28 protein-coding genes are annotated in these 23,733 nt (G+C 65.5%); 17 read left to right on the forward strand and 11 right to left on the reverse strand.

What is annotated here, in order from left to right:
• Position 1: 1 nt before the first annotated feature.
• Positions 2-724, reverse strand: coding sequence for a hypothetical protein (locus tag CHB77_RS12485; protein ID WP_089388557.1), 723 nt, complete (start codon positions 722-724; stop codon positions 2-4).
• 145 nt (positions 725-869) lie between these two features.
• On the opposite strand from CHB77_RS12485, the gene purB reads away from it, so the two are divergent.
• The 4 genes from purB (at position 870) to gap (ending at position 4,537) form a co-directional block, all read left to right on the forward strand.
• Complete coding sequence (purB, locus tag CHB77_RS12490; RefSeq protein WP_089388558.1) at positions 870-2,183, forward strand: adenylosuccinate lyase; 1,314 nt, start codon at positions 870-872, stop codon at positions 2,181-2,183.
• Positions 2,184-2,253: 70 nt separating this feature from the next.
• Positions 2,254-3,264, forward strand: a complete 1,011-nt coding sequence (locus CHB77_RS12495; RefSeq protein WP_089388559.1) for a flagellar motor switch protein FliG — start codon at positions 2,254-2,256, stop codon at positions 3,262-3,264.
• A gap of 39 nt (positions 3,265-3,303) precedes the next feature.
• Positions 3,304-3,447, forward strand: coding sequence for a hypothetical protein (locus CHB77_RS18355; protein WP_165456264.1), 144 nt, complete (start codon positions 3,304-3,306; stop codon positions 3,445-3,447).
• Between the two features lie 88 nt (positions 3,448-3,535).
• Positions 3,536-4,537, forward strand: coding sequence for a type I glyceraldehyde-3-phosphate dehydrogenase (gene gap, locus CHB77_RS12500; RefSeq protein WP_089388560.1), 1,002 nt, complete (start codon positions 3,536-3,538; stop codon positions 4,535-4,537).
• A 34-nt stretch (positions 4,538-4,571) separates the two neighbouring features.
• Here gap and CHB77_RS12505 read toward each other — a convergent pair whose 3' ends face one another.
• Positions 4,572-4,871 (reverse strand): antibiotic ABC transporter, encoded by a 300-nt coding sequence (locus CHB77_RS12505; protein WP_089388561.1) that lies wholly within the window; start codon positions 4,869-4,871, stop codon positions 4,572-4,574.
• Between the two features lie 135 nt (positions 4,872-5,006).
• On the opposite strand from CHB77_RS12505, the gene pyrC reads away from it, so the two are divergent.
• The 4 genes from pyrC (at position 5,007) to CHB77_RS12525 (ending at position 8,659) form a co-directional block, all read left to right on the forward strand.
• Entirely contained in the window at positions 5,007-6,047 is a 1,041-nt protein-coding gene (gene pyrC / locus CHB77_RS12510; RefSeq protein WP_089388562.1) for a dihydroorotase, read from the forward strand.
• Positions 6,047-6,718, forward strand: a complete 672-nt coding sequence (locus CHB77_RS12515) for an orotate phosphoribosyltransferase (RefSeq protein ID WP_089388563.1) — start codon at positions 6,047-6,049, stop codon at positions 6,716-6,718. Before pyrC ends, CHB77_RS12515 begins: the two co-directional genes overlap by 1 nt.
• Before the next feature lie 106 nt (positions 6,719-6,824).
• Complete coding sequence (locus tag CHB77_RS12520; protein ID WP_089388564.1) at positions 6,825-8,312, forward strand: replicative DNA helicase; 1,488 nt, start codon at positions 6,825-6,827, stop codon at positions 8,310-8,312.
• Positions 8,303-8,659, forward strand: a complete 357-nt coding sequence (locus CHB77_RS12525; RefSeq protein ID WP_089388565.1) for a DMT family protein — start codon at positions 8,303-8,305, stop codon at positions 8,657-8,659. The genes CHB77_RS12520 and CHB77_RS12525 overlap by 10 nt, the downstream gene beginning before the upstream one ends.
• 14 nt (positions 8,660-8,673) lie before the next feature.
• Here the strand turns inward: CHB77_RS12525 and CHB77_RS12530 are convergent, their stop codons facing one another.
• Positions 8,674-8,985, reverse strand: coding sequence for an ETC complex I subunit (locus tag CHB77_RS12530; RefSeq protein WP_089388566.1), 312 nt, complete (start codon positions 8,983-8,985; stop codon positions 8,674-8,676).
• 119 nt (positions 8,986-9,104) lie between these two features.
• Here CHB77_RS12530 and CHB77_RS12535 point away from each other — a divergent pair, with 119 nt between their 5' ends.
• A complete protein-coding gene (locus tag CHB77_RS12535) occupies positions 9,105-9,641 on the forward strand; it encodes a superoxide dismutase family protein (RefSeq protein ID WP_089388567.1) in 537 nt (178 codons plus the stop codon).
• Here CHB77_RS12535 and CHB77_RS12540 read toward each other — a convergent pair.
• The gene (locus tag CHB77_RS12540; RefSeq protein ID WP_089388568.1) at positions 9,638-9,946 is read right to left on the reverse strand and encodes a hypothetical protein; all 309 of its coding nucleotides are present in this window, start codon (positions 9,944-9,946) and stop codon (positions 9,638-9,640) included. The two genes, CHB77_RS12535 and CHB77_RS12540, sit on opposite strands and share 4 nt — an antisense overlap.
• A 78-nt stretch (positions 9,947-10,024) precedes the next feature.
• Here CHB77_RS12540 and CHB77_RS12545 point away from each other — a divergent pair, with 78 nt between their 5' ends.
• Positions 10,025-10,303 carry an I78 family peptidase inhibitor gene (locus CHB77_RS12545; protein ID WP_089388569.1) on the forward strand — a complete coding sequence of 93 codons (279 nt, stop codon included), beginning with the start codon at positions 10,025-10,027 and terminating at the stop codon, positions 10,301-10,303.
• A 6-nt stretch (positions 10,304-10,309) separates the two neighbouring features.
• Here the strand turns inward: CHB77_RS12545 and CHB77_RS12550 are convergent, their stop codons facing one another.
• The 3 genes from CHB77_RS12550 to rpsB form a co-directional block, all read right to left on the reverse strand.
• Positions 10,310-10,894: a (d)CMP kinase gene (locus tag CHB77_RS12550; protein WP_089388570.1), complete on the reverse strand. Its 585-nt coding sequence runs from the start codon at positions 10,892-10,894 to the stop codon at positions 10,310-10,312.
• 124 nt (positions 10,895-11,018) lie between these two features.
• The gene (tsf, locus tag CHB77_RS12555; protein WP_089388571.1) at positions 11,019-11,930 is read right to left on the reverse strand and encodes a translation elongation factor Ts; all 912 of its coding nucleotides are present in this window, start codon (positions 11,928-11,930) and stop codon (positions 11,019-11,021) included.
• Between the two features lie 83 nt (positions 11,931-12,013).
• A complete protein-coding gene (rpsB, locus tag CHB77_RS12560) occupies positions 12,014-12,799 on the reverse strand; it encodes a 30S ribosomal protein S2 (protein WP_089388572.1) in 786 nt (261 codons plus the stop codon).
• A 237-nt stretch (positions 12,800-13,036) separates the two neighbouring features.
• Here rpsB and trhA point away from each other — a divergent pair, with 237 nt between their 5' ends.
• The 3 genes from trhA to CHB77_RS12575 all read left to right on the forward strand — a co-directional run bounded on the left by trhA (position 13,037) and on the right by CHB77_RS12575 (position 15,652).
• Complete coding sequence (gene trhA / locus CHB77_RS12565; RefSeq protein ID WP_089388573.1) at positions 13,037-13,687, forward strand: PAQR family membrane homeostasis protein TrhA; 651 nt, start codon at positions 13,037-13,039, stop codon at positions 13,685-13,687.
• Positions 13,688-13,800: 113 nt separating this feature from the next.
• Complete coding sequence (gene eda, locus CHB77_RS12570) at positions 13,801-14,445, forward strand: bifunctional 4-hydroxy-2-oxoglutarate aldolase/2-dehydro-3-deoxy-phosphogluconate aldolase (protein ID WP_089388574.1); 645 nt, start codon at positions 13,801-13,803, stop codon at positions 14,443-14,445.
• 4 nt (positions 14,446-14,449) lie between these two features.
• On the forward strand, positions 14,450-15,652 hold the full coding sequence (locus CHB77_RS12575; RefSeq protein ID WP_242626624.1) for an MFS transporter: 1,203 nt from the start codon (positions 14,450-14,452) through the stop codon (positions 15,650-15,652).
• Here CHB77_RS12575 and xseA read toward each other — a convergent pair.
• Positions 15,649-17,211, reverse strand: a complete 1,563-nt coding sequence (gene xseA, locus CHB77_RS12580) for an exodeoxyribonuclease VII large subunit (RefSeq protein ID WP_089388575.1) — start codon at positions 17,209-17,211, stop codon at positions 15,649-15,651. The two genes, CHB77_RS12575 and xseA, sit on opposite strands and share 4 nt — an antisense overlap.
• A 62-nt stretch (positions 17,212-17,273) precedes the next feature.
• Here xseA and purD point away from each other — a divergent pair, with 62 nt between their 5' ends.
• Positions 17,274-18,530 carry a phosphoribosylamine--glycine ligase gene (gene purD / locus CHB77_RS12585; RefSeq protein ID WP_089388576.1) on the forward strand — a complete coding sequence of 419 codons (1,257 nt, stop codon included), beginning with the start codon at positions 17,274-17,276 and terminating at the stop codon, positions 18,528-18,530.
• A gap of 25 nt (positions 18,531-18,555) precedes the next feature.
• On the opposite strand, the gene CHB77_RS12590 is transcribed toward purD, so the two are convergent.
• Positions 18,556-19,575 carry a ribose-phosphate pyrophosphokinase gene (locus tag CHB77_RS12590; protein ID WP_089388577.1) on the reverse strand — a complete coding sequence of 340 codons (1,020 nt, stop codon included), beginning with the start codon at positions 19,573-19,575 and terminating at the stop codon, positions 18,556-18,558.
• Positions 19,576-19,670: 95 nt separating this feature from the next.
• Between CHB77_RS12590 and CHB77_RS12595 the strand changes: the two genes are divergently transcribed.
• Both CHB77_RS12595 and CHB77_RS12600 read left to right on the forward strand, forming a co-directional pair.
• The gene (locus tag CHB77_RS12595) at positions 19,671-20,270 is read left to right on the forward strand and encodes a 2-hydroxychromene-2-carboxylate isomerase (protein WP_089388578.1); all 600 of its coding nucleotides are present in this window, start codon (positions 19,671-19,673) and stop codon (positions 20,268-20,270) included.
• The gene (locus CHB77_RS12600; protein ID WP_089388579.1) at positions 20,267-21,043 is read left to right on the forward strand and encodes an alpha/beta fold hydrolase; all 777 of its coding nucleotides are present in this window, start codon (positions 20,267-20,269) and stop codon (positions 21,041-21,043) included. Before CHB77_RS12595 ends, CHB77_RS12600 begins: the two co-directional genes overlap by 4 nt.
• A 71-nt stretch (positions 21,044-21,114) precedes the next feature.
• Here CHB77_RS12600 and CHB77_RS12605 read toward each other — a convergent pair whose 3' ends face one another.
• Positions 21,115-21,540, reverse strand: a complete 426-nt coding sequence (locus CHB77_RS12605) for a YraN family protein (RefSeq protein WP_089388580.1) — start codon at positions 21,538-21,540, stop codon at positions 21,115-21,117.
• A complete protein-coding gene (gene rsmI / locus CHB77_RS12610; RefSeq protein ID WP_089388581.1) occupies positions 21,540-22,430 on the reverse strand; it encodes a 16S rRNA (cytidine(1402)-2'-O)-methyltransferase in 891 nt (296 codons plus the stop codon). The genes CHB77_RS12605 and rsmI overlap by 1 nt, the downstream gene beginning before the upstream one ends.
• An 89-nt stretch (positions 22,431-22,519) precedes the next feature.
• Between rsmI and CHB77_RS12615 the strand changes: the two genes are divergently transcribed.
• Positions 22,520-23,731 carry a penicillin-binding protein activator gene (locus CHB77_RS12615; protein ID WP_089388582.1) on the forward strand — a complete coding sequence of 404 codons (1,212 nt, stop codon included), beginning with the start codon at positions 22,520-22,522 and terminating at the stop codon, positions 23,729-23,731.
• Positions 23,732-23,733: the final 2 nt, after the last annotated feature.

Raw genomic sequence — 23,733 nt, forward strand, 5'->3', positions numbered from 1 at the left:
ATCAAAGCCGGTGGGTCCGGTCGAAATCGTCGGTATCCGGTTCGGACCTGCGCGCGGCAACAGGCTGTTCACCCCGCAATGCCGCCTTCAGCTGATCGGCCGTGGCGGCGAATTCTGCCATGATCTCGGTGGCCTGGCGGGCAACGCTGCGAAAGGATTCGATCGCCGTTCCAAGGGACTTGGCAACACCGTCCAGGCTTGCCGACAGTTTGGTCGAGGTCTGGATCAGATCGTCCACAAAATTGCCTTTGGATGTCTTCTGGAACTTGGGGACCGGCCTGTTCTGCGACGCCTCGGCCCGAAGGCGGGCGAATTCCTTGCGGTCTTCGCGATCCTGCGCGCGGACCCTGCGGCGCATCATCTCGCGTTCATCCTCGTCCATCTGCACGAACCGGGGCGCCGACATCGGGCGTTGGCCATGCGAGGGGCGGGGATCGTCGGAAATCGCCTCGGCGATCTTGCGCACGGCAAAGACGGCCGCGGCCGTGCCGCCCGCCACGCCCAACGCGATGCCGCCCCAGACCGCAATCTTGGTTCCCATCGCCGGGGTGGGATAGGCCGACCGCCCATCGGGGGACATGCGGCCCGATGCAATCACGCGGCGGGATTGCTGGGACGCCTTGGGAACATGGTGCCCCCCCGGCACCGGGCGCGGGCCAAAACGGGTCTGGCTGGTGCGGTCGGCCTCGCTGCCGCGGCGGTCGTTGTCGTTGGTCGGATACATCGCTTTTCTCCGGCGTTGTCGGATTGGTCGAATCCTCAACAGCTTGCGCGGCAGGAATGTTCCCATGCCGGTTGAGCGCCCAATCGAAATCTTGCCGCCATGTCACCGCCCCGCTATGCCCGCCCCACCCTTAACGGAGGCCGCCATGATACCGCGCTATGCCCGCCCTGAAATGACCGCCATCTGGTCGCCGGAAACCAGATTCCGCATCTGGTACGAGATCGAGGCCCACGCCTGCGACGCCCAGGCCGACCTGGGCGTCATCCCGCGCGAAAATGCGCAGGCCGTCTGGAATGCCAGGGACGTGGACTTCGATGTGGCCCGGATCGACGAGATTGAGGCCGTGACCAAGCACGACGTGATCGCCTTTCTGACCCATCTGGCCGAACATATCGGCGCGGACGAGGCACGGTTCGTCCATCAGGGCATGACCAGCAGCGACGTTCTGGACACCACGCTGAACGTGCAACTGGTCCGCGCGGCCGACATTCTTCTGGCGGATCTGGATCGTGTGCTGGAGGCGTTGAAGCGCCGCGCCTATGAACACAAGGATACTGTGCGGATCGGCCGCAGCCACGGCATCCATGCCGAGCCCACCACCATGGGCCTGACCTTCGCGCGGTTTTATGCCGAAATGGACCGCAATCGGAACCGCTTGGAAAAAGCCCGCTGGGAGGTCGCGACCGGCGCGATTTCGGGCGCGGTCGGCACCTTCGCCAACATCGATCCGGCGGTCGAGGAACATGTCTGCGCGAAACTCGGCCTGCGCCCGGAACCGATCAGCACGCAGGTGATCCCGCGCGACCGTCACGCGATGTTCTTTGCCACCCTGGGTGTCATCGCCTCCAGCGTCGAGAATATCGCCATCGAGATCCGCCACATGCAGCGGACCGAGGTTCTGGAAGCCGAGGAGTTCTTCAGCCCCGGACAGAAGGGCAGTTCGGCGATGCCGCACAAGCGCAATCCCGTGCTGACCGAAAACCTGACTGGACTGGCGCGGCTGGTCCGCATGGCCGTCATCCCGGCCATGGAAAACGTGGCCCTGTGGCACGAACGCGACATCAGCCATTCCTCGGTCGAACGCGGCATCGCGCCGGATGCCACGATCACGCTGGATTTCGCGCTGAACCGGCTGGCCGGGGTGATCGACAAGCTGGTGATCTATCCCAAGACGATGCTGGCCAATATGAACAGGTTCAAGGGTTTGGTCATGTCGCAGCGGGTTTTGCTGGCGCTGACGCAGGCTGGCGTCTCGCGCGAGGATGCCTATCGGCTGGTGCAGAGGAACGCCATGAAGGTCTGGGAACAGGGTGCCGATTTCAAATCGGAGTTGCTGGCCGACGCCGAGGTGACGGCAGCCCTGTCGCCCGCCGAGATCGAGGAAAAGTTCGACCTGGCCTATCATACAAAGCATGTGGACACGATCTTTCGCCGGGTGTTTGAACAGACCCGGACCTGAGGCGGGCGTAAACCGGGAATTAGGAAAATTCTGCCAGATTGGCCGCAGGAACGGTCGATCTGGTGGAACGATGACGATACATACGGGACTGAATCAGCGGCAGAAGGCGGCGGTGATCGTTCGGCTGCTTCTGGACGGCGACACCGCATCCAGCCTGTCGCGCCTGGACAACGAAAGCCAGACCCTGCTGGCCGAGGAAATGGCGGGGATGGAACTGATCGACCGCCAGACCCGCGACGCGATCATCACCGAATTCTGCGACCGGCTGGAATCGGTCGGCGTGACCTTTCCGGGGGATCTGGACGGCACGCTGGCCATGCTGGGAACGCAGTTGTCCGAAGACAGCACCGACCGCCTGCGCCGCCGCGCCGCCGTGTCGGGACGCGGCGATCCATGGCCGCGCATCGCCTCCCTGCCCGCCCCCGCCATCGCCACCCTTGCCAACTCCGAGGCGGTCGAGATGGTCGCCCTGATGCTGTCCAAGCTGCCCGTGGAACGCGCGTCCGAACTGTTCGTGGGCCTGCCCCGTGAACGCGCGCGGGCGGTGGCGCAGGCCATGTCGATGACCGCGGGCGTCACGCCCGAATCGCTGCATCGCGTCGGTCTGATCCTGTTGCAAGCGGCCGAGGCGCTGCCCCGGCCCGCGATTTCCACCCCCGCGACGGACCGGATGGGCGCCATCCTGAATTTTGCGACGGCTGACCTGCGCGACGACGTTCTGGACAGCCTTGACCGCCACGACGCCGATTTTGCCGGAAATGTGCGCAAGGCGATCTTCATCTTTGCCCATATTCCCGCCCGCGTCATGCCCCGCGACGTCCCCCGCATCGTCCGAGAGGTCGATCAGCCCGTCCTGGTCCGCGCCCTGGCCGCAACCGGAGAGAACGAGGTTGCAGCCGCCGAATTCATCCTGGCCAACCTGTCGCAGCGCATGTCCGATGGCCTGCGCGAAGAACGCAACGATCTTGGCAGGCTGCGCGCGTCCGACCTCGAGGATGCCATGACCGAGGTGGTGTCCGCCATCCGCCGTTTGCAGGAAGCGGGCGAAATCACCCTGATCCTGCCGCAAGAGGACGACTAGCGGACTTGCGCCACCGTCCCCCTCGACGGATAAGACGGCATGACCAACACCCTTACCATCGCGCTTCTGGTCGTGATCCTGGGCCTGTTCGCCGCGGACCAGATCTGGTTGCAGTGGCAGATTCCGCTGCTGGCGGCGCGGATGGTGGACGGGCTGGTCGAATATCTCAGCTTCTGGCGCTAACAGCCCGCCAACCGGCTGCGCGGCATTTGCATCAGCCCGAACAGCACGATACGAGAAGCGCAACGTCACTTGGTCGGGAGAGAGAACCATGGCTGTCAAAGTTGCGATCAACGGCTTCGGGCGCATCGGGCGCAACGTGCTGCGCGCCATCATCGAATCCGGGCGCACCGATATCGAGGTCGTCGCGATCAACGATCTGGGTCCGGTCGAAACCAATGCGCATCTGCTGCGCTATGACAGCGTGCATGGCCGCTTTCCGGCAACCGTGACCACCAGCGGCGATTCCATCGACGTGGGCCGCGGTCCGATCAAGGTCACGGCGATCCGCAATCCCGCTGACCTGCCCTGGGGTGATGTCGACGTCATCATGGAATGCACCGGCATCTTCACGTCCAAGGACAAGGTTCAGCCGCATTTGTCCACGGGCGCCAAGCGCATCCTGATCTCGGCCCCCGGCGACAATGCCGACAAGACCATTGTCTTCGGGGTGAACGACGACACGCTGACCGCCGACGATCTGGTCGTGTCGAACGCCAGCTGCACCACCAACTGCCTGTCGCCGGTGGCCAAGGTGCTGAACGACGCCATCGGCATCAACCGCGGCTTCATGACCACGATCCACAGCTATACCGGCGATCAGCCGACGCTGGACACGATGCACAAGGATCTGTACCGCGCCCGCGCCGCCGCCCTGTCGATGATCCCGACCTCGACCGGCGCGGCCAAGGCCGTGGGCCTGGTGCTGCCGGAACTCAAGGGCAAGCTGGACGGGGTGGCGATCCGGGTGCCGACCCCCAACGTGTCCGTCGTGGATCTGGTGTTCGAAGCGGGGCGCGATACCAGCGTCGAAGACATCAACGCCGCAATCAAGGCGGCAGCCGACGGTCCGATGAAAGGCATCCTGGGCTATACCGAAGAACCGCTGGTGTCGTCGGATTTCAACCACGACCCGCATTCGTCGGTCTTTCACATGGACCAGACCAAGGTCATGGAGGGCCGTTTGTGCCGCATTCTGACCTGGTATGACAACGAATGGGGCTTTTCCAATCGCATGTCCGACACGGCGGTCGCGATGGGCAAGCTGATCTGATTTTGGGCGGCGGGGAGAAATCCCCGCCCTCGGTTCAGCGGATTTTGCTCAGGCGGCGGGAATTGGCCCTTGTCCGCTTGCCGTAAGGGCGCAGGGCTGCGGCCATCATCCGTTCTGCGCTGTGTCCCCTGCCCGCCGACTGGGCAATGGCGAACAGCGATTCCGTCGCCGCGGCCTGTTTTTCGGCAACCATGCGGAACGGCTCTCCGGGGGATTGGGACATCATGCCGATCATTCCGGCGGTGCGGAGACCGATCACCGTCTGCGCCTCGATCGCCATTCTGGCAAACTGCGCCCACAAACGGACAGGGTTCTTGGGCATCATCGGAAACATGGGATCATCCTTTGGATCATCCGGCCATCTTGGGCTTACCTGGGCGTCAGCACAAGTGAGACCTTGGAACGGCAGCAATGCGATTTGCGCAAGGCGAGCTTGGCAACCGCACCCTGCCATGTATAGAGGCAGGCCATGACCGACCGCATCACCATCCGCCGCCCTGACGACTGGCATCTGCACCTGCGCGACGGCGCGATGCTGGCCGCCGTCGCCCCCCATTCCGCAGGCTTCGGCCGCGCGATCATCATGCCGAACCTCGTGCCGCCCGTTGTGACGGGCGCGCAGGCCGCCGCCTATCGCAACCGGATTCTGGCCGCCTTGCCGGACAGTGCCGCGTTGCAGCCGCAGATGACGCTGTACCTGACCGATGCCACCGAACCCGCCGATGTGGTGGCCGCCTTTCGGAATGGCATCATCCGGGCCGTGAAACTGTATCCCGCTGGCGCGACGACGAATTCCGCCAGCGGCGTCACCGATTTCGACCGGGTGCAACCCGTGCTGGAGGCGATGGCCGAGGCTGGCGTGACCCTGTGCGTCCACGGCGAGGTGACGGATCCGGCGGTGGACATCTTCGACCGGGAAGCCGTGTTCATCGACCGCGTGCTGGACCCGCTGCGCCGCCGCACCCCCGGCCTGCGCGTGGTGATGGAGCATGTCACCACCAGCGACGGCGTCGCCTATGCGCGGTCGGGCGGCGACGATCTGGCCGCGACGATCACCACGCATCACCTGGTCATCAACCGCAACGCCATCCTGGCCGGAGGGATCCGGCCGCATTACTATTGCCTGCCCGTCGCCAAGCGCGAATCGCACCGCCTGGCCCTGCGCGAGGCCGCGACCAGCGGCGAGGCGCGGTTCTTCTTGGGCACCGACAGCGCACCCCACGCGGACAGCGCCAAACTGCAACCCTGCGGCTGCGCGGGCTGCTTCACGGCGCCCAACACAATGTCGATCCTGGCCCAGGTCTTCGAGGACGAGGGCGCCTTGGACCGGCTGGAGGCTTTCGCCAGCCTGAACGGCGCCGCCTTCTATCGCCTGCCGCCGAACGACGACCGAATCACCCTGGTCCGGCGCGACAGGCCTGCCGCCTATCCGGCCCGGATCGATGCGGGCGGCGAGACCGTCACCGTCTTCGACCCCGGCTTTCCGCTGTTCTGGCACCAGGAGGACTGATGAGCCTGACCTTCCCCACCCCAGAGGAGATCGCCCGCCTGTCCGCCCGGATGCTGCTGGACATCAAGGCCGTCGATTTCAACGCGGACACGCCGTTCACCTATGCCTCGGGGTTGAAAGGGCCGACCTATGTGGACTGCCGCCGGATCATCAGCTTTCCGCGCGTGCGCCAGACGCTGATGGACTTCATGGCGGCAACCGTGATGCGCGATGCCGGATTCGAGGCGTTCGACAACGTTGCGGGCGGCGAAACGGCAGGAATTCCCTTTGCCGCCATGGTCGCCGAACGGCTGGGCCTGCCGATGACCTATGTGCGCAAGAAACCCAAGGGGTACGGCCGAAACGCCCGGATCGAGGGCGTGATGACCGAAGGGCAGCGCGTCCTTCTGGTCGAGGATCTGACCACCGACGGGGGCAGCAAGCTGTCCTTCGTGGATGCGATCCGCGACACGGGCGCCACATGCGCGCATACGGCAGTCATCTTCTATTACGGCATCTTCCCGGAAACGACGCAGCGCCTGGCGGATCACGGAGTCGCGCTGCATCACCTGTGCACCTGGTGGGATGTCCTGGCCGAGGCGCGCGCCCGGTCGTCGTTCGACGACAAGACCCTGGCCGAGGTCGAAACCTTTCTGACCGATCCCCGCGCATGGCAGGCAAAGAACGCCTGACTTATCCACAGGCGATCCACAGATCGGCCCCCTGAATTCGCATCGCGCGGCGTTTCCCGCGCGGTGCATCGGGTGTAGAACAAAGACAAGAAAAAAGGGGCAGCACATGACCAACCTGCGCGCCATCGTTCCCGGCCAGGCCGACAGCACCGAGGATACGCCCTCGATCCCCTTCTCGCTCGAGGCCGAGCAGCAGCTTTTGGGCGCGCTGCTGACCAACAACGACGTGTTCGACCGGGTCAGCCAGATCATCAAGCCGGACCATTTCTATCACCCTGTTCATGCGCGGATCTTCGACATCTGTTCGGAACGCATCCGCAAGAACGCCCTTGCCAGCCCCGTCACGATCAAGGCGTTTCTGGAACATGATGACGGATTGAGGGAACTGGGCGGTCCTGCCTATCTGGCGCGGATGGCGGGGGCCGCCATCAGCGCCTATGCGGCGCGCGACTATGCCCAGATGATTCGCGAATTCGCGCTGCGGCGCGAACTGATCCTGCTGGGCCAGGATATTTCCGCCCGCGCCGCCACGGTCGAGGTCGGCGACGAGGCCGAGGAACAGATCAAGGCCGCGGAACAGACCCTGTATAAGCTGGGCGAACAGGGCGTGGCGGAACGCGGCTTCCAGTCCTTTCTGAAGGCCGTGACAGGTGCGGTCCAGGCCGCCAACGCCGCCTATCAGCGCGACGGCAAGCTGTCGGGGATCTCGACCGGGCTGATCGACCTGGACGGCAAGATGGGCGGGCTGAACAATTCCGACCTGGTGATCCTGGCCGGTCGCCCGTCGATGGGGAAAACCTCGCTGGCGACCAACATCGCCTTCAACATCGCCAAGGCGCACAAGATGGGCCAACGGCCGGACGGCACCACCGGCACTGTCGAAGGCGGCGTGGTGGGCTTTTTCAGTCTGGAAATGTCGGCCGAACAGCTTGCGGCGCGGATTCTTTCGGAAGCGGCCGAGGTTCCCAGCGAACGCATCCGCAGCGGCAACATGGACGAGGCCGAGTTCCGCCGTTTCGTCGAAGCCGCGCACGCCTTGCAGAACTGCCCCCTGTACATCGACGACACCCCGGCCTTGCCGATCAACCAGTTGGCCGCTCGCGCCCGCAAGCTGAAGCGGACGCACGGGCTGGACGTGCTGATGGTGGACTATCTGCAACTGCTCAAGGCGGCATCGGCCAAGGACAGCCGCGTGAACGAGGTCAGCGAGATCACCCAAGGTCTGAAGGCCGTTGCCAAGGAACTGAACATCCCCGTCATCGCCCTGTCCCAGCTGTCGCGCCAGGTCGAAAACCGCGAGGACAAGCGGCCGCAACTGTCCGATCTGCGCGAATCCGGGTCGATTGAACAGGATGCCGACATCGTGATGTTCGTGTTCCGCGAGGAATATTACAAGGAACGCGAAAAGCCGTCCGACAGCGATCTGGACGCCATGGCGAAATGGCAACAGGTGATGGAACAATGCCACGGCAAGGCCGAGGTGATCCTGGGCAAGCAGCGCCACGGTCCCATCGGCACGGTCGAACTGTCCTTCGAAGGCCAGTTCACCCGGTTCGGCAACCTGGCCAAGGACCGGCAGTCGCAATGGGACTAGGCCTGCCCGTCCCCGTCGTCACCATCGGTTTGCTGATCGCGTCGAACGTCTTCATGACCCTGGCGTGGTATGGGCATCTGAAATTCAAGACGACGCCCCTGGTCACGGTGATCGCGATAAGCTGGTTCATCGCGCTGTTCGAATACATCCTGCAAGTGCCCGCGAACCGCATTGGCCACGGCTATTTCAGTGCCGCGCAGCTGAAGACCATTCAGGAGGTCATCAGCCTGACGGTCTTTGCCCTGTTTTCATGGATCTATCTGGGCGAACGCATCGGCTGGCAGCACGGCGTCGGATTCGGGCTGATCTGCCTGGGCGCCTGGTTCATCTTTCACGACTTCGGCTGAACGCCCCCGCCCTGTCAGTGGGTCCAGGGCGCGCGGCGGTCGGTGGCGAAATTTTCGCCATAGCCGCGCGGGCGGACGTTGGCGGCGCGGCCGTGGGTCGGCTGGACGATATAGTCCAGACCATGCTCTCGGGCATAATCCTCGGCCTGTTTCTGCGTTTCAAAATGCAGGCGGACCTGGCTTTGGGTGTCGTCGCTGCTGGTCCAGCCCATCAGAGGATCGATGTCGCGCGCATCGGCTGGCGGAAACTCTAGAACCCAGGTCTTGCTCCGCGCCGTACCGGACTGCATGGCATTGCGGGCAGGTTGATAGATGCGAACGCGCATGGAACTCTCTTTCGCGGGCTGTCGGGCGACTTATCGCCAATGACGCGGGCCGGATCAAGGGCCGGAACGGCGATCCCCCCACGGCGTTGAGCGTCGAACCGCAACCAGAGGAGGTTTCCATGCCATTCCGATCCGCTGCCGCCCTTGGCCTGCTGCTGGCCCTGCCCGCCGCGGCACAGGACACGGCCTCGCCCGCTGCGCCGACCGAAGGCGAAAAGCCCATGATCGCTGAAATCAAGACCGCCGAGGGGGAAAGCCGGGGCACGGCGACCATCGTCGCGACGCCGTCGGGCATGATGCTTCTGACGCTGGAACTGCAAGACGTCCCCCCCGGCATCCACGGCGCGCATGTCCATCAGACCGGCGAATGTTCGCCCCCCGATTTCGAATCGGCGGGCGGCCATCTGGCGGGCGAAAAGGAACATGGCCTCATGTCGGCCAATGGTCCGCATCCGGGCGATTTGCCGAACATCCATGTGCCCGAAAGCGGCAGCCTGATGGTCGAAGCGTTCGTGTCGGGACTGACGGCCGAGATGCTGGCCGACGATGACGGTTCCGCTTTCATCATCCATGAACAGCCGGACGATTATGTCGGACAGCCTTCGGGCCATGCGGGCAACAGGATCGGTTGCGGCACCTTTGCGCAAGCCGGCTAGTTCTGGCCGGAAATGGCGGCGTCCGCAAAAGGCGCCGTCAGTTCGGCCGTCCCGGTTGCCTTGGAGTAGATGCAGACCATCCGGTCCGGGGTGTCATCGTGATCCACGGTCACGAGCGCCGCGCCGAAGCTGTCCGATCCGAACGGATTCACTTCGACCCGGATCCGGGTCCGGTCGGGCGAATCGACCAGCGAGCGGCACGATTCGCCGATCGCCTGCCGGAATTCCTCCCATGCCGCGTCGCTCGACGCCGAAGCGAGGGCGGGAAGAATCGTGACGATCCATCCGGCAAGGCGCGCTTTCATCGTAATTCCTCCGAACCGCAGTCAGGGAACGCCAAGCATTGCAGCGTCGTTCCCTTGAGAAACATCACAGGTGATCCGATGCGCCGACCTTGCGCCCCCATCGTCCTTTCCGTCCTGACCGCAGCGGCCCTGGCTGGGTGTGCGCCGGGATATGACCTGACCGTTGCCTCACCGACCTGCGATCTCGCCCAGCACCAGCAGCTCGTGGGCATGAACATCGGAGAGGTTTATCTGCCCCGGCAGCTTGAGCGCCGCGAAATCAGTCCGGGTCAGGTCGTCACGTTCGATTATCAACCCCGACGGTTGAACATGTTCCTTGATTCCAAGGGATGGATCACCCGAGTCACCTGCGGCTGATCCGCTTCAGGTCAACACCCGGTTCACCTGCGCGATAGCGACGGCGATCGCGTCGGATATGGTCAGGTCGGTCGTGTCCAGAATGACCGCGTCGGATGCAGGCCGCAACGGGGCGGTGGCGCGTTCCCTGTCACGCCGGTCGCGTTCGCGAAGTTCCTTCAGCATAGTGTCGGCGTCGGCGCCCAGCTCTGCGGCGCGGCGGGCGGCGCGGGTTCGGTCGGACGCCGTGACATACAGTTTGACCGCCGCATCGGGACAGATCACCGTTCCGATGTCGCGCCCGTCCAGAACGGCGCCCGGTTCCTGACCGGCAAAACGTCGCTGAAAATCGACAAGAGCCGCGCGCACCGCCGGAATGGCGGCGATGCGGCTGGCGGCTTGCCCGGCTTGGGCACTGCGAAGGCCGGGCCGGGTCAGGTCACTGGCGGTCAGCGTCTGGGCCGCAAGAACCGGATCGCCCCCCTTGGCGCCGGTGGCACGGTAAAGCAGGCCGGTATCCAGATGGTGAAAGCCGAAATGCGCGGCAAGCGCGCGGGCAATGGTTCCCTTGCCGGATGCAGCAGGTCCGTCGATGGCGATGATAAGGGGCATGAGCAAGTCGGACAGGTTTCGCCCCTGAATGGCACGACGGCGCGGCAAAGGTCCAGTTGCAATCGGCCACGAAAAACGCCGGCCTCCGGGGGGAGACCGGCGTTTCCTGTCGGGTAGGAGGCGATCAGGCGCCGCTGAGGGTCTTGGCGACCTCGGCTGCGAAATCCTCCTCTTTCTTCTCGATGCCTTCGCCAACTGCCACGCGGGCAAAGCCGGTGATCTCGACCCCGGCCTCCTTTGCGGCCTGTTCGACCGTCAGGTCGGGGTTGATGACGAAAGGCTGGCCCATCAGCGTGTTTTCACCCACGAATTTCTTCATCCGGCCAGGGATGATGTTGTTCTGGATCACGGCCTCGGGCTTCGGCTTGGCCGAAGATGCGTTTTCTTCCAGAGCCTTGGCGGTCTGAACCTGCAACTCGCGCTCCAGCATGGCGGGATCCAGCGTCGCTTCGGACAGCGACAGCGGGCTGGTCGCGGCGATGTGCATGGCAAACTGCTTGCCGATGGCCTGCGCCTTGTCCTTGTCGCCTTTCAGCGCGACCAGGACGCCAATCTTGCCCATGCCCTCGGTCGCCGCATTATGGACATAGGATACAACGGTGTCGCCTTCCAGCAGATGCATCCGGCGCAGGGTCATGTTCTCGCCGATGCGGGCGATGGCGTCGGTCAGCACCTCGGACACGGGCTTGCCGTTCAGATGCGTGGCCTTCAGAACCTCGATGTCGTCGGCAGTGGTCAGGGCGACATCGGTGATGTCGCGGACAAGTTGCTGAAAATCGGCGTTCTTGGCGACGAAGTCGGTTTCCGAGTTGATCTCGACGGCGACGCCGCGGCCATCCGTGACCTGCACGCCGACCAGGCCTTCGGCGGCGACGCGGTCGGCCTTCTTGGCGGCCTTGGCCAGGCCCTTGGTGCGCAGCCAGTCGATGGCCGCTTCCATGTTGCCTTCGGTTTCCGTCAGCGCCTTCTTGGCATCCATCATCCCTGCGCCGGTCGTTTCGCGCAGTTCCTTCACCATCGCGGCGGTGATTGCCATGATCCGTCTCCTTTGATGAACGCATCAGGCGGGGCATATCCCCGCCTGACGACATTTCCATGAATATCCGGCGCAGGCGCCGATCAGGCGTCGGCGGTCGCCTGTTCCTCGGCCGCATGCTCGTCCAGCATTTCCTCGGGGGCGTCGGACAGGGCGCCGACATCCACGCCCGCGGCGCCCATCTGGGCCGACATGCCATCCAGCGCCGCGCGGCTGGCCAGATCGCAATACAGCGCGATGGCCCGCGCGGCGTCGTCGTTGCCGGGGATGATATAGTCCACGCCATCGGGCGAGCAGTTGGTGTCGACCACGGCGACGACCGGGATGCCCAGCTTCTTGGCTTCCAGGATGGCCAGATCTTCCTTGTTCACGTCGATGACGAACAGCAGGTCGGGCAGGCCGCCCATATGGCGGATGCCGCCCAGCGACGCTTGCAGCTTGGCCTGCTCACGCTCTAGTTGGAGACGTTCCTTCTTGGTCATGCCTTCGGCGCCGCCGGACATGGTTTCGTCGATGGCCTTCAGGCGGCTGATCGACTGGGACACGGTTTTCCAGTTGGTCAGCGTGCCGCCCAGCCAGCGGTGGTTCATGTAGAACTGCGCGGACCGTTCGGCCGCATCGGCGATGGGTTTTTGCGCCTGCCGCTTGGTGCCGACGAACAGCACGCGGCCGCCCTTGGCCACGGTGTCGCGCACGACTTGCAGCGCGGCGTCCAGCATGGGCAGGGTCTGCGTCAGATCCAGGATGTGGATGCCGTTGCGGTCGCCATAGATGAATTCCGCCATGCGCGGATTCCAGCGTTGCGTCTGGTGACCATAGTGAACGCCAGCTTCCAAAAGCTGACGCAACGAAAATTCGGGAAGCGCCATTCCATGTCCTTTCCGGTTTGCGCCTTGGCAGGGGATTCAGGGCGGATGCCCCAACCGGTGGACCTGTCGCGGATTTCTCCCGCGGCGGCCCGCCCCTGCCTGTGAAGTGTCGCGCAAATAGTTCCCCCGCCGCAGATTTGCAAGGACCATCGGCATTTCAATCGCATAAAACCTGACGAATCTGTCAGTTGCTGGCCATGCCGCGGTCAGGCAAGATGAATCATCACGGGGTTCATCATGGCCGACAGCCGGTTCCGCCTGGGGCGGCACTATGATTTTTACGAGTTGCTTGCCGATGGGGTCGTTCATGGAATCGGCGTCGCACTGGCTCTGGTTGGGGTGGCCTTCCTGATCCCCCACGTCTCGGCCCAGGCAGGCCCGACCGAGGTTCTGGCCACGGCGATCTATGCTGCGGGGCTGATCCTGTCGCTTGCGGCCTCCTTCACATACAACATGATGCCAAAATCGCCGTTGAAATGGTATCTGCGCCGGCTGGATCATTCCGCCATCTTCATCCTGATCGCCGCGACCTATACCCCGTTCCTGCACAAGGCGTCGTCCGATCCCACGGCCCTTGCGCTGCTGGTCTGCATCTGGGTGACGGCGGCGCTTGGCGTTGCGCTGAAATGCCTGCTGCCCGGTCGATACGACCGTCTTGCGATCTTTCTGTACCTTCTCATGGGGTGGAGCGGGCTGATCGCGTTTCGACCCATCGCCGACAACCTGCCGCCGGTATCGATGCTGCTGATCGTCATTGGCGGAATCGTCTATTCCGTGGGGGTGATCTTTCACGTCTGGGAAAAACTGCGCTTTCAGAACGCGATCTGGCACGGCTTTGTCGTGACGGCCGCCGCGATCCACTTTGCCGCCGTGGTTGTGGCCGTCTGATCCGAACCGGCTGATAGCGATAACGGAATTTCCGCCTGTGACCGGCAAACCGCTTGCATCAGCCTGTGTCAGCAGGCAGTTTGCCGTTGGATTGCGGAACGAAAGGCGGCGCCATGAACCCCCATCTCCAGTCACAGAAAACGCGGGCCCTGTGCCGGCTTGCCCCCGTGATCCCGGTCATCGTCATCAAGAACGCCGATCGCGCGGCCGGGCTGGCGCAGGCGCTTGTTTCGGGCGGGCTTCCCGTTCTGGAAATCACCCTGCGCTCGGACGCGGCGTTGGATGCGATCCGGGCCATGTCGGCCGTGTCGGGCGGGCATGTGGGCGCCGGAACGGTGCTGACCCCGGACGATGCCAAGCGCGCCAAGGACGCAGGCGCCACCTTTGCCGTATCGCCCGGACTGACGGACCGCCTTGTCGCTGCCTGCGAGGAACTGGAACTGCCCCTGCTGCCCGGCGCCGCCACCGCGTCCGAGGTGATGCGCGCGTCGGACGCGGGCTATGACATGCTGAAATTCTTCCCGGCCGAGGCGGTCGGCGGGGTCCCCGCGCTGAAATCGCTGGCCGGTCCCCTGCCCCGGATCACCTTCTGTCCCACCGGCGGGATTTCGCCTTCGAATGCCGCCGACTATCTGGCGCTGCCGAACGTGATCTGCGTCGGCGGCAGCTGGATCGCCACGGACGCCGACGTGAATGCCGAAAACTGGGGGGCGATCCAGGAACGCGCCCATGCGGCCGCAGGCCTGAACCGGCGCTGAGACCTTGCACGGTCCCCGGCGCAATCGCCGCAACGTCGCCGTGCTGGTCGCGGCGCAGGCGATCCTGGGCGCGCAGATGTCGGTGAACTTCATCGTTGGCGGCCTTGCAGGCCAGATCCTTGCGCCTCATCCCTGCATCGCCACCCTGCCCCTGTCGATGATTGTCCTGGGATCCGCGCTGTCCGCCCGCCCGCTGGCGCGATTCATGCAGGATCGCGGCAGGCAGGCGGGTTTCATGCTGGCCGTGCTGGCCGGGGGCCTTGGCGCGGCGCTGGCGGCATGGGGGCTGTCGGCGGGGTCGTTCTGGCTGTTCGCGGCGGGGGCGCCGCTGGCCGGCATCTACATGTCCGCGCAGGGATTCTATCGCTTTGCCGCAACCGACATGGCGTCCGATGACGATGCCCCGCGCGCGATCAGCTGGGTCATGGCAGGCGGGCTGGCGGCGGCGATCATCGGTCCTGCGGTGGTGCGCGCGACGGACGGGCTGACGGCGGTGCCGTTCCTTGCCACCTATGTGGCGGTGATCGGCCTGAACGCCGTCGGCCCTGTCCTGTTCGCCTTTCTGGACATTCCGAAGCCCGCGCCTTTGGCCCGTGGCGCCGGGGGCGGACCGGCCTTGCCCACCTTGCTGCGCCGTCCGGCCCTTGCAGTGGCGATGATCTGCGGAACGGTCGCCTATGCGTTGATGAACCTGGTGATGACCTCGACCCCGCTGGCGGTGGTGGGCTGCGGCTTTGCGCCGAGGGATGCGGCGAATATCGTCAGCGCGCATGTCCTGGCGATGTTTGCGCCCAGCTTTTTTATCGGCCATCTTATCGCCCGCTTCGGGGCCGAGCGGATCGTGGCGGTCGGGCTTGTCCTGCTGGCGCTTGCCGGGGCAGCGGCCCTGTCCGGGGTCCAGCTGACGAATTTCTTTGCCGCCCTGGTCCTGTTGGGCACGGGCTGGAACTTCGGTTATATCGGCGCGACGGCCATGCTGACCCGTGCCCATACGCCGCAGGAACGCGGCCATGTCCAGGGGCTGAACGATGCCGTTGTGTTCGGCGGGGTGTTCCTGGCCTCGCTGTCGTCTGGCGGGCTTATGAATTGCAGCGGCGGGCCTGTCGTCGCGGGATGGAACGCGGTCAATCTGTCAATGCTTCCGTTTCTGGTGCTGGCCGGGGGCGCGCTGATCTGGCTGATGCTTCGGCCAAGGGATCCGGCCTAGAACAGCGTCTTCTGTTCAGGCTGTGCCTGCTTTCGCACGGGCTTTTGCGACGAGCCTTCGGGACGGACCCCAAGATACTGGTTGTCGGCGAATTGCAGGTTCAGCCGTGCATGGCGCCGCGCCTCGGCGACCGAGGTGATGACGCTGTCATCCGGCCCCCGCACAACCACGAATCCCCGTTTCAGCGTCGCCTCATGGCCCAGCGACAGTCGCAGCCGGTCAACCCGTTGCAGCGAGTGGTCCCGGTCTCGAATCGCCCGGTGGACCCCTGTCTCAAGCCGCTGCGACAGATCGATCAGCCTTCGATCCTGGGTCTCGATGGTCCGCCGCGTCACCGCCACCACCCGCGCCAGCGAGGCATCCAGCCGTTCCCCCATCGTCGTCATCCGGTCGCGGCGCCGTTCCATACGCCGGGCCACACCGGCGTCCAGCCGATGCGCCAGTCCTTGCAGGGCGTGCGCCTTTCGATCCGTGAACCGGCTCAGCAAGGCCATCGGGATCGGACGGGCCGCAAGCTGGTGCCTGCGATTGCGCACCAGCCCGTGCAATGCGGGATCTAGACGGCCCGCCCACAAATCCAGTCTTTGCCGTGCCGCTTCGGTCAGGACGGCAGGGCGGCCCAGCCCACGGGCCAGATCACGCAGACGCTGCCGGGGCCGTTCGACCTGACGTTGGCTGGACCGCGTCAGCCGAACCTGCGATTCCGCCAGACGGGCCGCCAGGTCCGCCAGCACCGGCACCGCCATCTCGGCCGCGGCGGTCGGTGTCGGCGCGCGGCGGTCGGCGGCAAAATCGATCAGCGTGGTGTCGGTCTCGTGCCCCACGGCCGAAATCAGCGGAATGCGGCTTTCGGCGGCAGCGCGGACCACGGCTTCCTCGTTGAACCCCCACAAATCCTCCAGACTGCCGCCGCCCCGCGCCACGATCAGCAGATCCGGGCGCGGGATCGGCCCGCCTGGGGCAAGGTCGTTGAACCCCCGGATCGCCGCCGCCACCTGCGGGGCGCAGCCGTCGCCCTGGACGGCCACCGGCCAGATCAGCACGCGGGTCGGAAAGCGGTCGCGCAGCCGGTGCAGGATGTCGCGGATCACCGCACCGGACGGCGAGGTGACAACCCCGATCACGCGCGGCAGGGACGGCAGCGGACGCTTGCGCGCATCGTCGAACAGCCCCTCGGCCGCCAAGGCCTGACGGCGCCTTTCCAGCATCGCCATCAGCGCGCCAAGGCCAGCGGGTTCGATCTGATCCACGATCAGTTGATATTTGGACTGGCCGGGAAAGGTGGTGATGCGGCCCGTGGCGATGACCTCCATACCCTCCTCGGGGCGCTGCGCCAGCTTGGCCGCCTGCCCTTTCCAGGTGACGGCCGCCAGCACCGACCGGTCATCCTTGAGATCGAAATACAGATGCCCCGACGACGGGCGCGACACCCGCCCGATCTCTCCGCGCACGCGGACGCGGCCGAACTGATCCTCCAGGCTGCGCTTCACGGCGCCCGACAGTTCGGACACCGTGAATTCATGCGCGTTGCTGCCCGGCGCGTCTTCCAGCAAATCCATGCGTCTTGTTCCCTTTGCAGCGCCAGACTAGAACGCCCGCACGGCAAGCGAAAGGGCGGCAGATGAACATCCTGATCCTGGGCGGAGGCGGGCGCGAACACGCACTGGCCTGGGCGATCCGGCAGAACCCGAAATGCGACCGCCTGATCGTGGCGCCCGGCAATGCGGGCACCGCCCACGTCGCCGAATGCGCCGACCTGAACATTCTGTCACGCGCCGACGTCCTGGAGTTCGCCCAGGAAAACACCATAGACTTCGTGGTGATCGGCCCCGAGGCGCCCCTGGCTACAGGCGTCTCGGATGCCCTGCGCGACGCCGGGTTCCTGGTTCTTGGCCCGTCCCAGGCCGCAGCCCAGCTCGAGGCGTCCAAGGCCTTTACCAAGGACATCTGCGACGCCTGCGGGGCGCCGACCGCCGCGTGGGCGCGGTTCGCCGATGCCGACAGCGCCCGCGATCACGTCACCGCCCAGGGCGCCCCCATCGTGGTCAAGGCCGACGGGCTGGCCGCCGGCAAGGGCGTCACCGTGGCCGAAACCGTCGAGCAGGCGCACGGGGCCATCGACGCGATCTTCGATGGCGAGTTCGGCGACATGTCGGTCGTGATCGAGGAATTCATGGCGGGCGAGGAAGCCAGCTTCTTTGTCCTTTGCGACGGCACCGATTGCCTTCCCCTCGGCACCGCCCAGGACCACAAGCGCGTGGGCGAGGGCGATACCGGCCCGAACACCGGCGGCATGGGCGCCTATAGCCCGGCGCCGATCCTGACCGATGCTGTGCAGGATCAGGTGATGACGCAGATCGTCCGCCCGACCGTGGCGGAAATGGCCGCGCGCGGAATGCCGTTCCAAGGCGTCCTGTACGCCGGGCTGATGATCCATGATGGGCGCGCTCGGCTGGTGGAATACAATGTCCGCTTCGGCGATCCCGAATGTCAGGTGCTGATGATGCGCCTGGGCGGACAGGTGCTTGACCTGCTGCTTGCCTGTGCCGAAGAACGGCTGGCCGACATGGCGGTGAACTGGGCCGACGATCACGCCCTCACCGTGGTAATGGCTGCGAAGGGCTATCCCGGAATCTATCAGAAAGGCACCGCCATCAACGGGTTGAATAGCCTGACTGAAACCAGTTTCGAGATGACATTCCACGCCGGAACCGCTGCCAGAGACGGCCACACGGTCGCCACCGGCGGGCGGGTTCTGGCCTGCACCGGGCGCGGCGCCACCCTGGCCGAGGCGCATGCCCGCGCCTATGCGCAGGTCGATGCGATCGACTGGCCGCAGGGGTTCTGCCGCCGCGATATCGGGTGGCGGGCGCTGTAACCCGCCCGCCGGGCCGGACCGTGCGTCAGGCCGTCGTATAGAGCCCCTCGTAGATCGGCAGCAGGGTGTCCGTTTCGAACAGGCTGCTGACCGAGGTGCCGTTCCAGATGTTCAGGATCGCCTGCGCGAACATCGGCGCGGTCGGCACGATGCGGATGTTGGGCGCGGATTTCACGGCATCGGTCGGCTGGATCGAATCGGTGATGACCAGCGATTTCATGACCGAATTCGTCACGCGTTCGACCGCCGGGCCGGACAGGACGCCATGGGTGATATAGGCATGAACCTCGGTCGCACCATTGTCCGTCAGCACCTGAGCGGCCTTGGCCAGCGTTCCGGCGGTGTCGCAGATGTCGTCCACGATGATGCAGACCTTGCCCGCGACATCGCCGATCACGGTCATTTCCGCGATCTCGCCCGCCTTTTCGCGACGCTTGTCCACGATGGACAAGGGCGCCCCGATCCGGGTTGCCAGTTCCCGCGCCCGCGCCACGCCTCCCACGTCGGGCGACACGACCATCAGGTCGTTCATCCGGCCACGGAAATGATGCTGCACATCCAGGGCAAAGACCGGCGCCGCATAGAGGTTGTCCACGGGAATGTCGAAGAACCCCTGGATCTGGGCCGCATGCAGATCCAGGGTCAGCACACGGTCGATGCCGGATTCGGTCAGCAGGTTCGCCACCAGCTTGGCGCTGATCGGCGTCCGGGCCTTGGCGCGGCGGTCCTGGCGGGCATAGCCGAAATAGGGAATGACCGCCGTGATCCGCGCCGCCGACGACCGCTTCAGCGCGTCGGACATGATAAGCAGTTCCATCAGGTTGTCGTTCGCGGGGTTGGATGTCGGCTGGATGATGTACATGTCCTCGCCGCGCACGTTCTCGAAGACTTCGACGAAGATTTCCTGGTCGTTGAACCGCTCGATCCGGGCGTCGCACAGGCTGACGTTCATGCCCCGATGCATCGACATCCGCCGGGCGATGGCCCCGGCCAAGGTCCGGTTGGCGTTTCCTGAGATCAGCTTGGGTTCGGTCATGACGGGCATAAGGGGGCCTTTTCGCAGGGATTCGCCAGATTGCGCCCGCCTTAGCACCCGGTTAGCCTGCGGGCAAACCACCAGGCGCCACAAGGGGCATCGTCATGGCCAGCATCGACTATTATTTCGGAACGATCAGCCCCTGGGCCTATCTGGCAGGGGACCGGCTGGAACGGATCGGCGAACGGCACGGCGCGACGATTGCCTACAGGCCGCTGGACATCCTGCAACTGTTCGACCGCACCGGCGGCGTCCGGCCCGCCAACCGTCATCCCAGCCGGATGCAGTACCGTGCGCAGGAACTGCCCCGCTGGGCGGATCACCTGGGGATGGCGTTCAACCTGAAGCCCGCCCATTGGCCGGTCAACATGGCGCCCTCGTCCTATGCCATCATCGCGGCGCAAGAGGCGGGGGGCGGCGACCTGGGCGGGCTGGTGCAGGGCTTCCTGCGCGCGGTCTGGGCCGAGGATCGCGACATCAGCGATGACGCCGTGATCCGCGACGTCCTGTCGGCCCATGGCTTTGACCCGTCGCTGGCCGATTCGGGGCTGATCGTCGGCGCGGAAACATATGGCCGCAATCTGGACCGGGCCGTCGAGGCGGGCGTCTTCGGTTCGCCCTTTTATGTCGTGCCGGAAACCGGCCAAAAATTCTGGGGACAGGATCGGCTGGATTTCCTCGACCGGCATCTCTCCACGCTGTGACCGGCATCCACAAGCGACACTGGCCCGGCGACAAGGATCGCCCGGCCCTAGCCCTGCATTGCATGATGGGCAATTCGGCCTCGTGGGGGCCGATCGCGGGGCGGCTGGACGGACGGATCGACTTGTTCGCCTTCGACATGCCGGGCCATGGCCGCAGCGGGCCTTGGACAGGGCTGCCTGATGGAACGGATTTCCACACGGCCATCACGCGGATCGCGGCATCCTTCATCCATCAGCCGCTGGACCTGATCGGCCACAGCCTGGGGGCGACCGTCGCCCTGCGCATCGCCGTCGCCGCGCCCGAGGCCGTGCGGAGCCTGACGCTGATCGAGCCGGTCCTGTTCGCGGCGGCACCCGACGCGGATCAGGCAGCCCGCGAGCGCAACCTTGCCGCCAGCCTTGCGAAGGGCGAGGCCGAGGATGCTGCCCGGCAGTTCATCGATGTCTGGGGGGCGCAGCCTTTCGGCGACCTGCCCCCGGCCGTTCGTCAGACGATGACCGACCAGATTCATCTGGTTTCGGCGACCGCCGAAACCCTGTCGCGTGACGGGGCACGGATCCTGCGCAAAGGCGGCCTGGAACGGATCGACGCCCCCGTCCTGATCGTCGCCGGAGCGGATTCTCCGCCCGTGATCCATGCGATCGCCGAGGCCCTTGCAAGCCGCTTGCCCGATGTCGGCCGCGCGGTCGTGCCGGATGCCGGGCACATGGTATCCTTGACGCATCCCGACCAGACCGCCGGACTGATCGCGCTGAATTTGGATCGCGCCTGACGCGGCCTTCGTTGACGAAGACGTTCGGCGCGGACGTCAGAACCGGCAATTCCCACGGGTGACGCCGCGACTTAACCGAAGGCTTCCTCGAAGGCGCGCTTCACAAGCTCGACCCGGCCGCGGGCATCGACCAGGGCTGCATCGAAGCGCAGTTCGGGCAGGGGCTGATGGCCGTGGCTGTCGCAATATTCCAGGGCGGCCCGCATGATGCGCCCCTGCTGGACCGGCCCAAGACGCTGTGCGGCCTCGGCATGGGTCGCGGACCGCTTGACCTCGACAAAGGCAAGGCATGGCCCGTCCTGGCAGACCAGATCGATTTCCCCCGCCGTGCCCCGCCAGCGGCGGGCCAGGACTGAAATGCCCTGGTCTTCCAGAACGCGCGCCACGCGGTCCTCGGCCATGGCGCCGGACAGACAGGCCAGGCGCCCCCGCGTGCGCCGCGCGGACGACACCGGCCTTGTCCCTTTCAGATCCAGCGGATTTCCGGAACCCATCATCAATCCCCGTTCCTGTTCAAGGCCAGCGCCACCTGATAGACATCGCGCCGCGCAAGTCCCAGTTCCGCCGCAACATCCCTCGCGGCATCCTTGACCGTCATCCGTTCCAGCCGATCCAGCAAGGCTTGCCGGATCGTTTCCTCGTCGGCCACCACCTCGCCCGGCCGGTCCGCCAGGATCACCACCTCTCCGCGAAGGGCGGCCATGCGCGGGTCGTCGGCCAGTTCCCGCGCCGTGCCGCGGATCACTTCCTCGAACTTCTTGGTCAGTTCCCGTGCCACCACGATAGGCCGATTCGCGTCAATCTCGCACATCTCCTGCAAGGTCTGGTTAACGCGCCGGGGGCTTTCGAACAGGATCAGGGTCGCATCCACAGCCATCCACTGACGCAGCCATGTCGTCCGCGCGCCTTTCGCCAGTGGTGGAAAGCCCGCAAAGACGAAACGGTCGCTTGGCAATCCCGAAACGCTCAGCGCGACAAGCGGGGCCGAGGGGCCGGGGATGGCGTGAACGCGATGACCTGCCACGGCTGCAACCTTCGCAAGACGGTATCCGGGATCGGCCACCAGCGGCGTGCCCGCGTCCGACGCATAGGCCACGCTGGAACCGCCCGCCAGGGCGGCCATCAGGGCCGGGCGGGCGCGTTCGCCGTTGTGGTCGTGATAGGGTTGGATCCGGCGGCCGCGCAGGGGGATGCCGTGAATGTCCATCAGGTGACGCAGGACGCGCGTATCTTCGGCCGCCAGCACATCGGCCGCGTTCAGCACATCCAACGCCCGCAGCGTGATGTCGCGGGCCGTGCCGATCGGCGTCGCCACCAGGTACAACCCGCTCTCAAGCCGGGTCGCCTCGACATGGGCGTTCAGACGCTGGGGGGGGTGGATGTCCATGGCGCTTTCCTTCCGACTGATTGCCAAGCAGGTCCGTTGGTCCTAGGCTGCCCGCACCTCGCCGATACCTTACAGCAGGAAAGTTTCCCATGGTCGTTTCCGCCATACCCCGGCCCGCCGCCGGATTGCGCCGCGCCGTCACCCGCGCCGCCGCCATCCTGTCGGCCTTTGTTATCGCGGCCTGCCAGCCGATGGACGGGTCGCAGGGGGCCAGCGGTCCTGCCACCGGATCCCTGATAAATCCCGACGAGCCGGTGCGCGTCGCCCTGCTGGCCCCCGGCGGCAGCGGATCGGCCGATCTGGAATGGCTGTCGCGCAGCCTGAAGAACGCGGCCCGGATGGCTGCGGCGGACGCCCAGGGCGCCAGCATCGACCTGCGCATCTATGACACCGGCACCAGCACCGCGCAGGCCGTGGCCCAGGCCAATGCCGCCGTGGATGCGGGCGCGCAGATCATCGTCGGCCCACTGTTCGCCGAGGGCGCCAATGCCGTCGGCACCGCCATGCGGCCGCGCAACGTGAACGTGCTGTCGTTTTCCAACAATGCCGAGATCGCGGGCGGGAACGTCTTTATCCTGGGCAACAGCTTTGCCAACGTCGCGAACCGGCTGGTCGGCTATGGCGTGCGGCAGGGCAAGCGCAACATCTATGTCGTGGCCGAAGACGACATCGCGGGCCAGCTTGGCGGCCGCGCGATCGAAACCGCCATCGCCCGCAACGGCGCCCGTCTGGCAGGACGCAGCAACCATGCCGTATCCGTTACCGGCATCGACGCGGCGACGCCCCAGATCGTCGCGGCCGCGCAATCGGGCCGGGTCGATGCGGTGTTCATGACCGCCAACAATCAGGCCGTCCTGCCCTATCTGACCGAGAAACTGGCGGCGGCGGGCGTCCGGTCGCCCGTGACCCAGATGATGGGACTGACCCGCTGGGACCAACCCGCCAACCGCATCGGGATGCCGCAGTTGCAGGAAGGCTGGTTCGCGATCCCCGATCAGGGACTCAAGGCGCAGTTCGACGCCCGTTACCGCAGCGTCTATGGGGAACAACCGCACGAACTGGCAAGCCTTGCCTATGACGGGGTTGCCGCCATCGCCTCGCTGGTGCGCAGCGGCAATCGCAATGCGCTGACGACCACGGGGCTGACGCAGGCCGCGGGCTTTTCCGGCGTCGGCGGCGTCTTCCGACTGCGGCCGGACGGCACCTCGGAACGCGCGCTGGCGGTCGCCACGCTGCGCGGCAACCGGCTGGTCATCCTGGATCCGGCCCCGCGCGGATTTGGCGGCGGTTTCGGGTTCTGACC

The organism is Paracoccus sediminis, from assembly GCF_900188295.1.
GTDB lineage: Bacteria > Pseudomonadota > Alphaproteobacteria > Rhodobacterales > Rhodobacteraceae > Paracoccus > Paracoccus sediminis.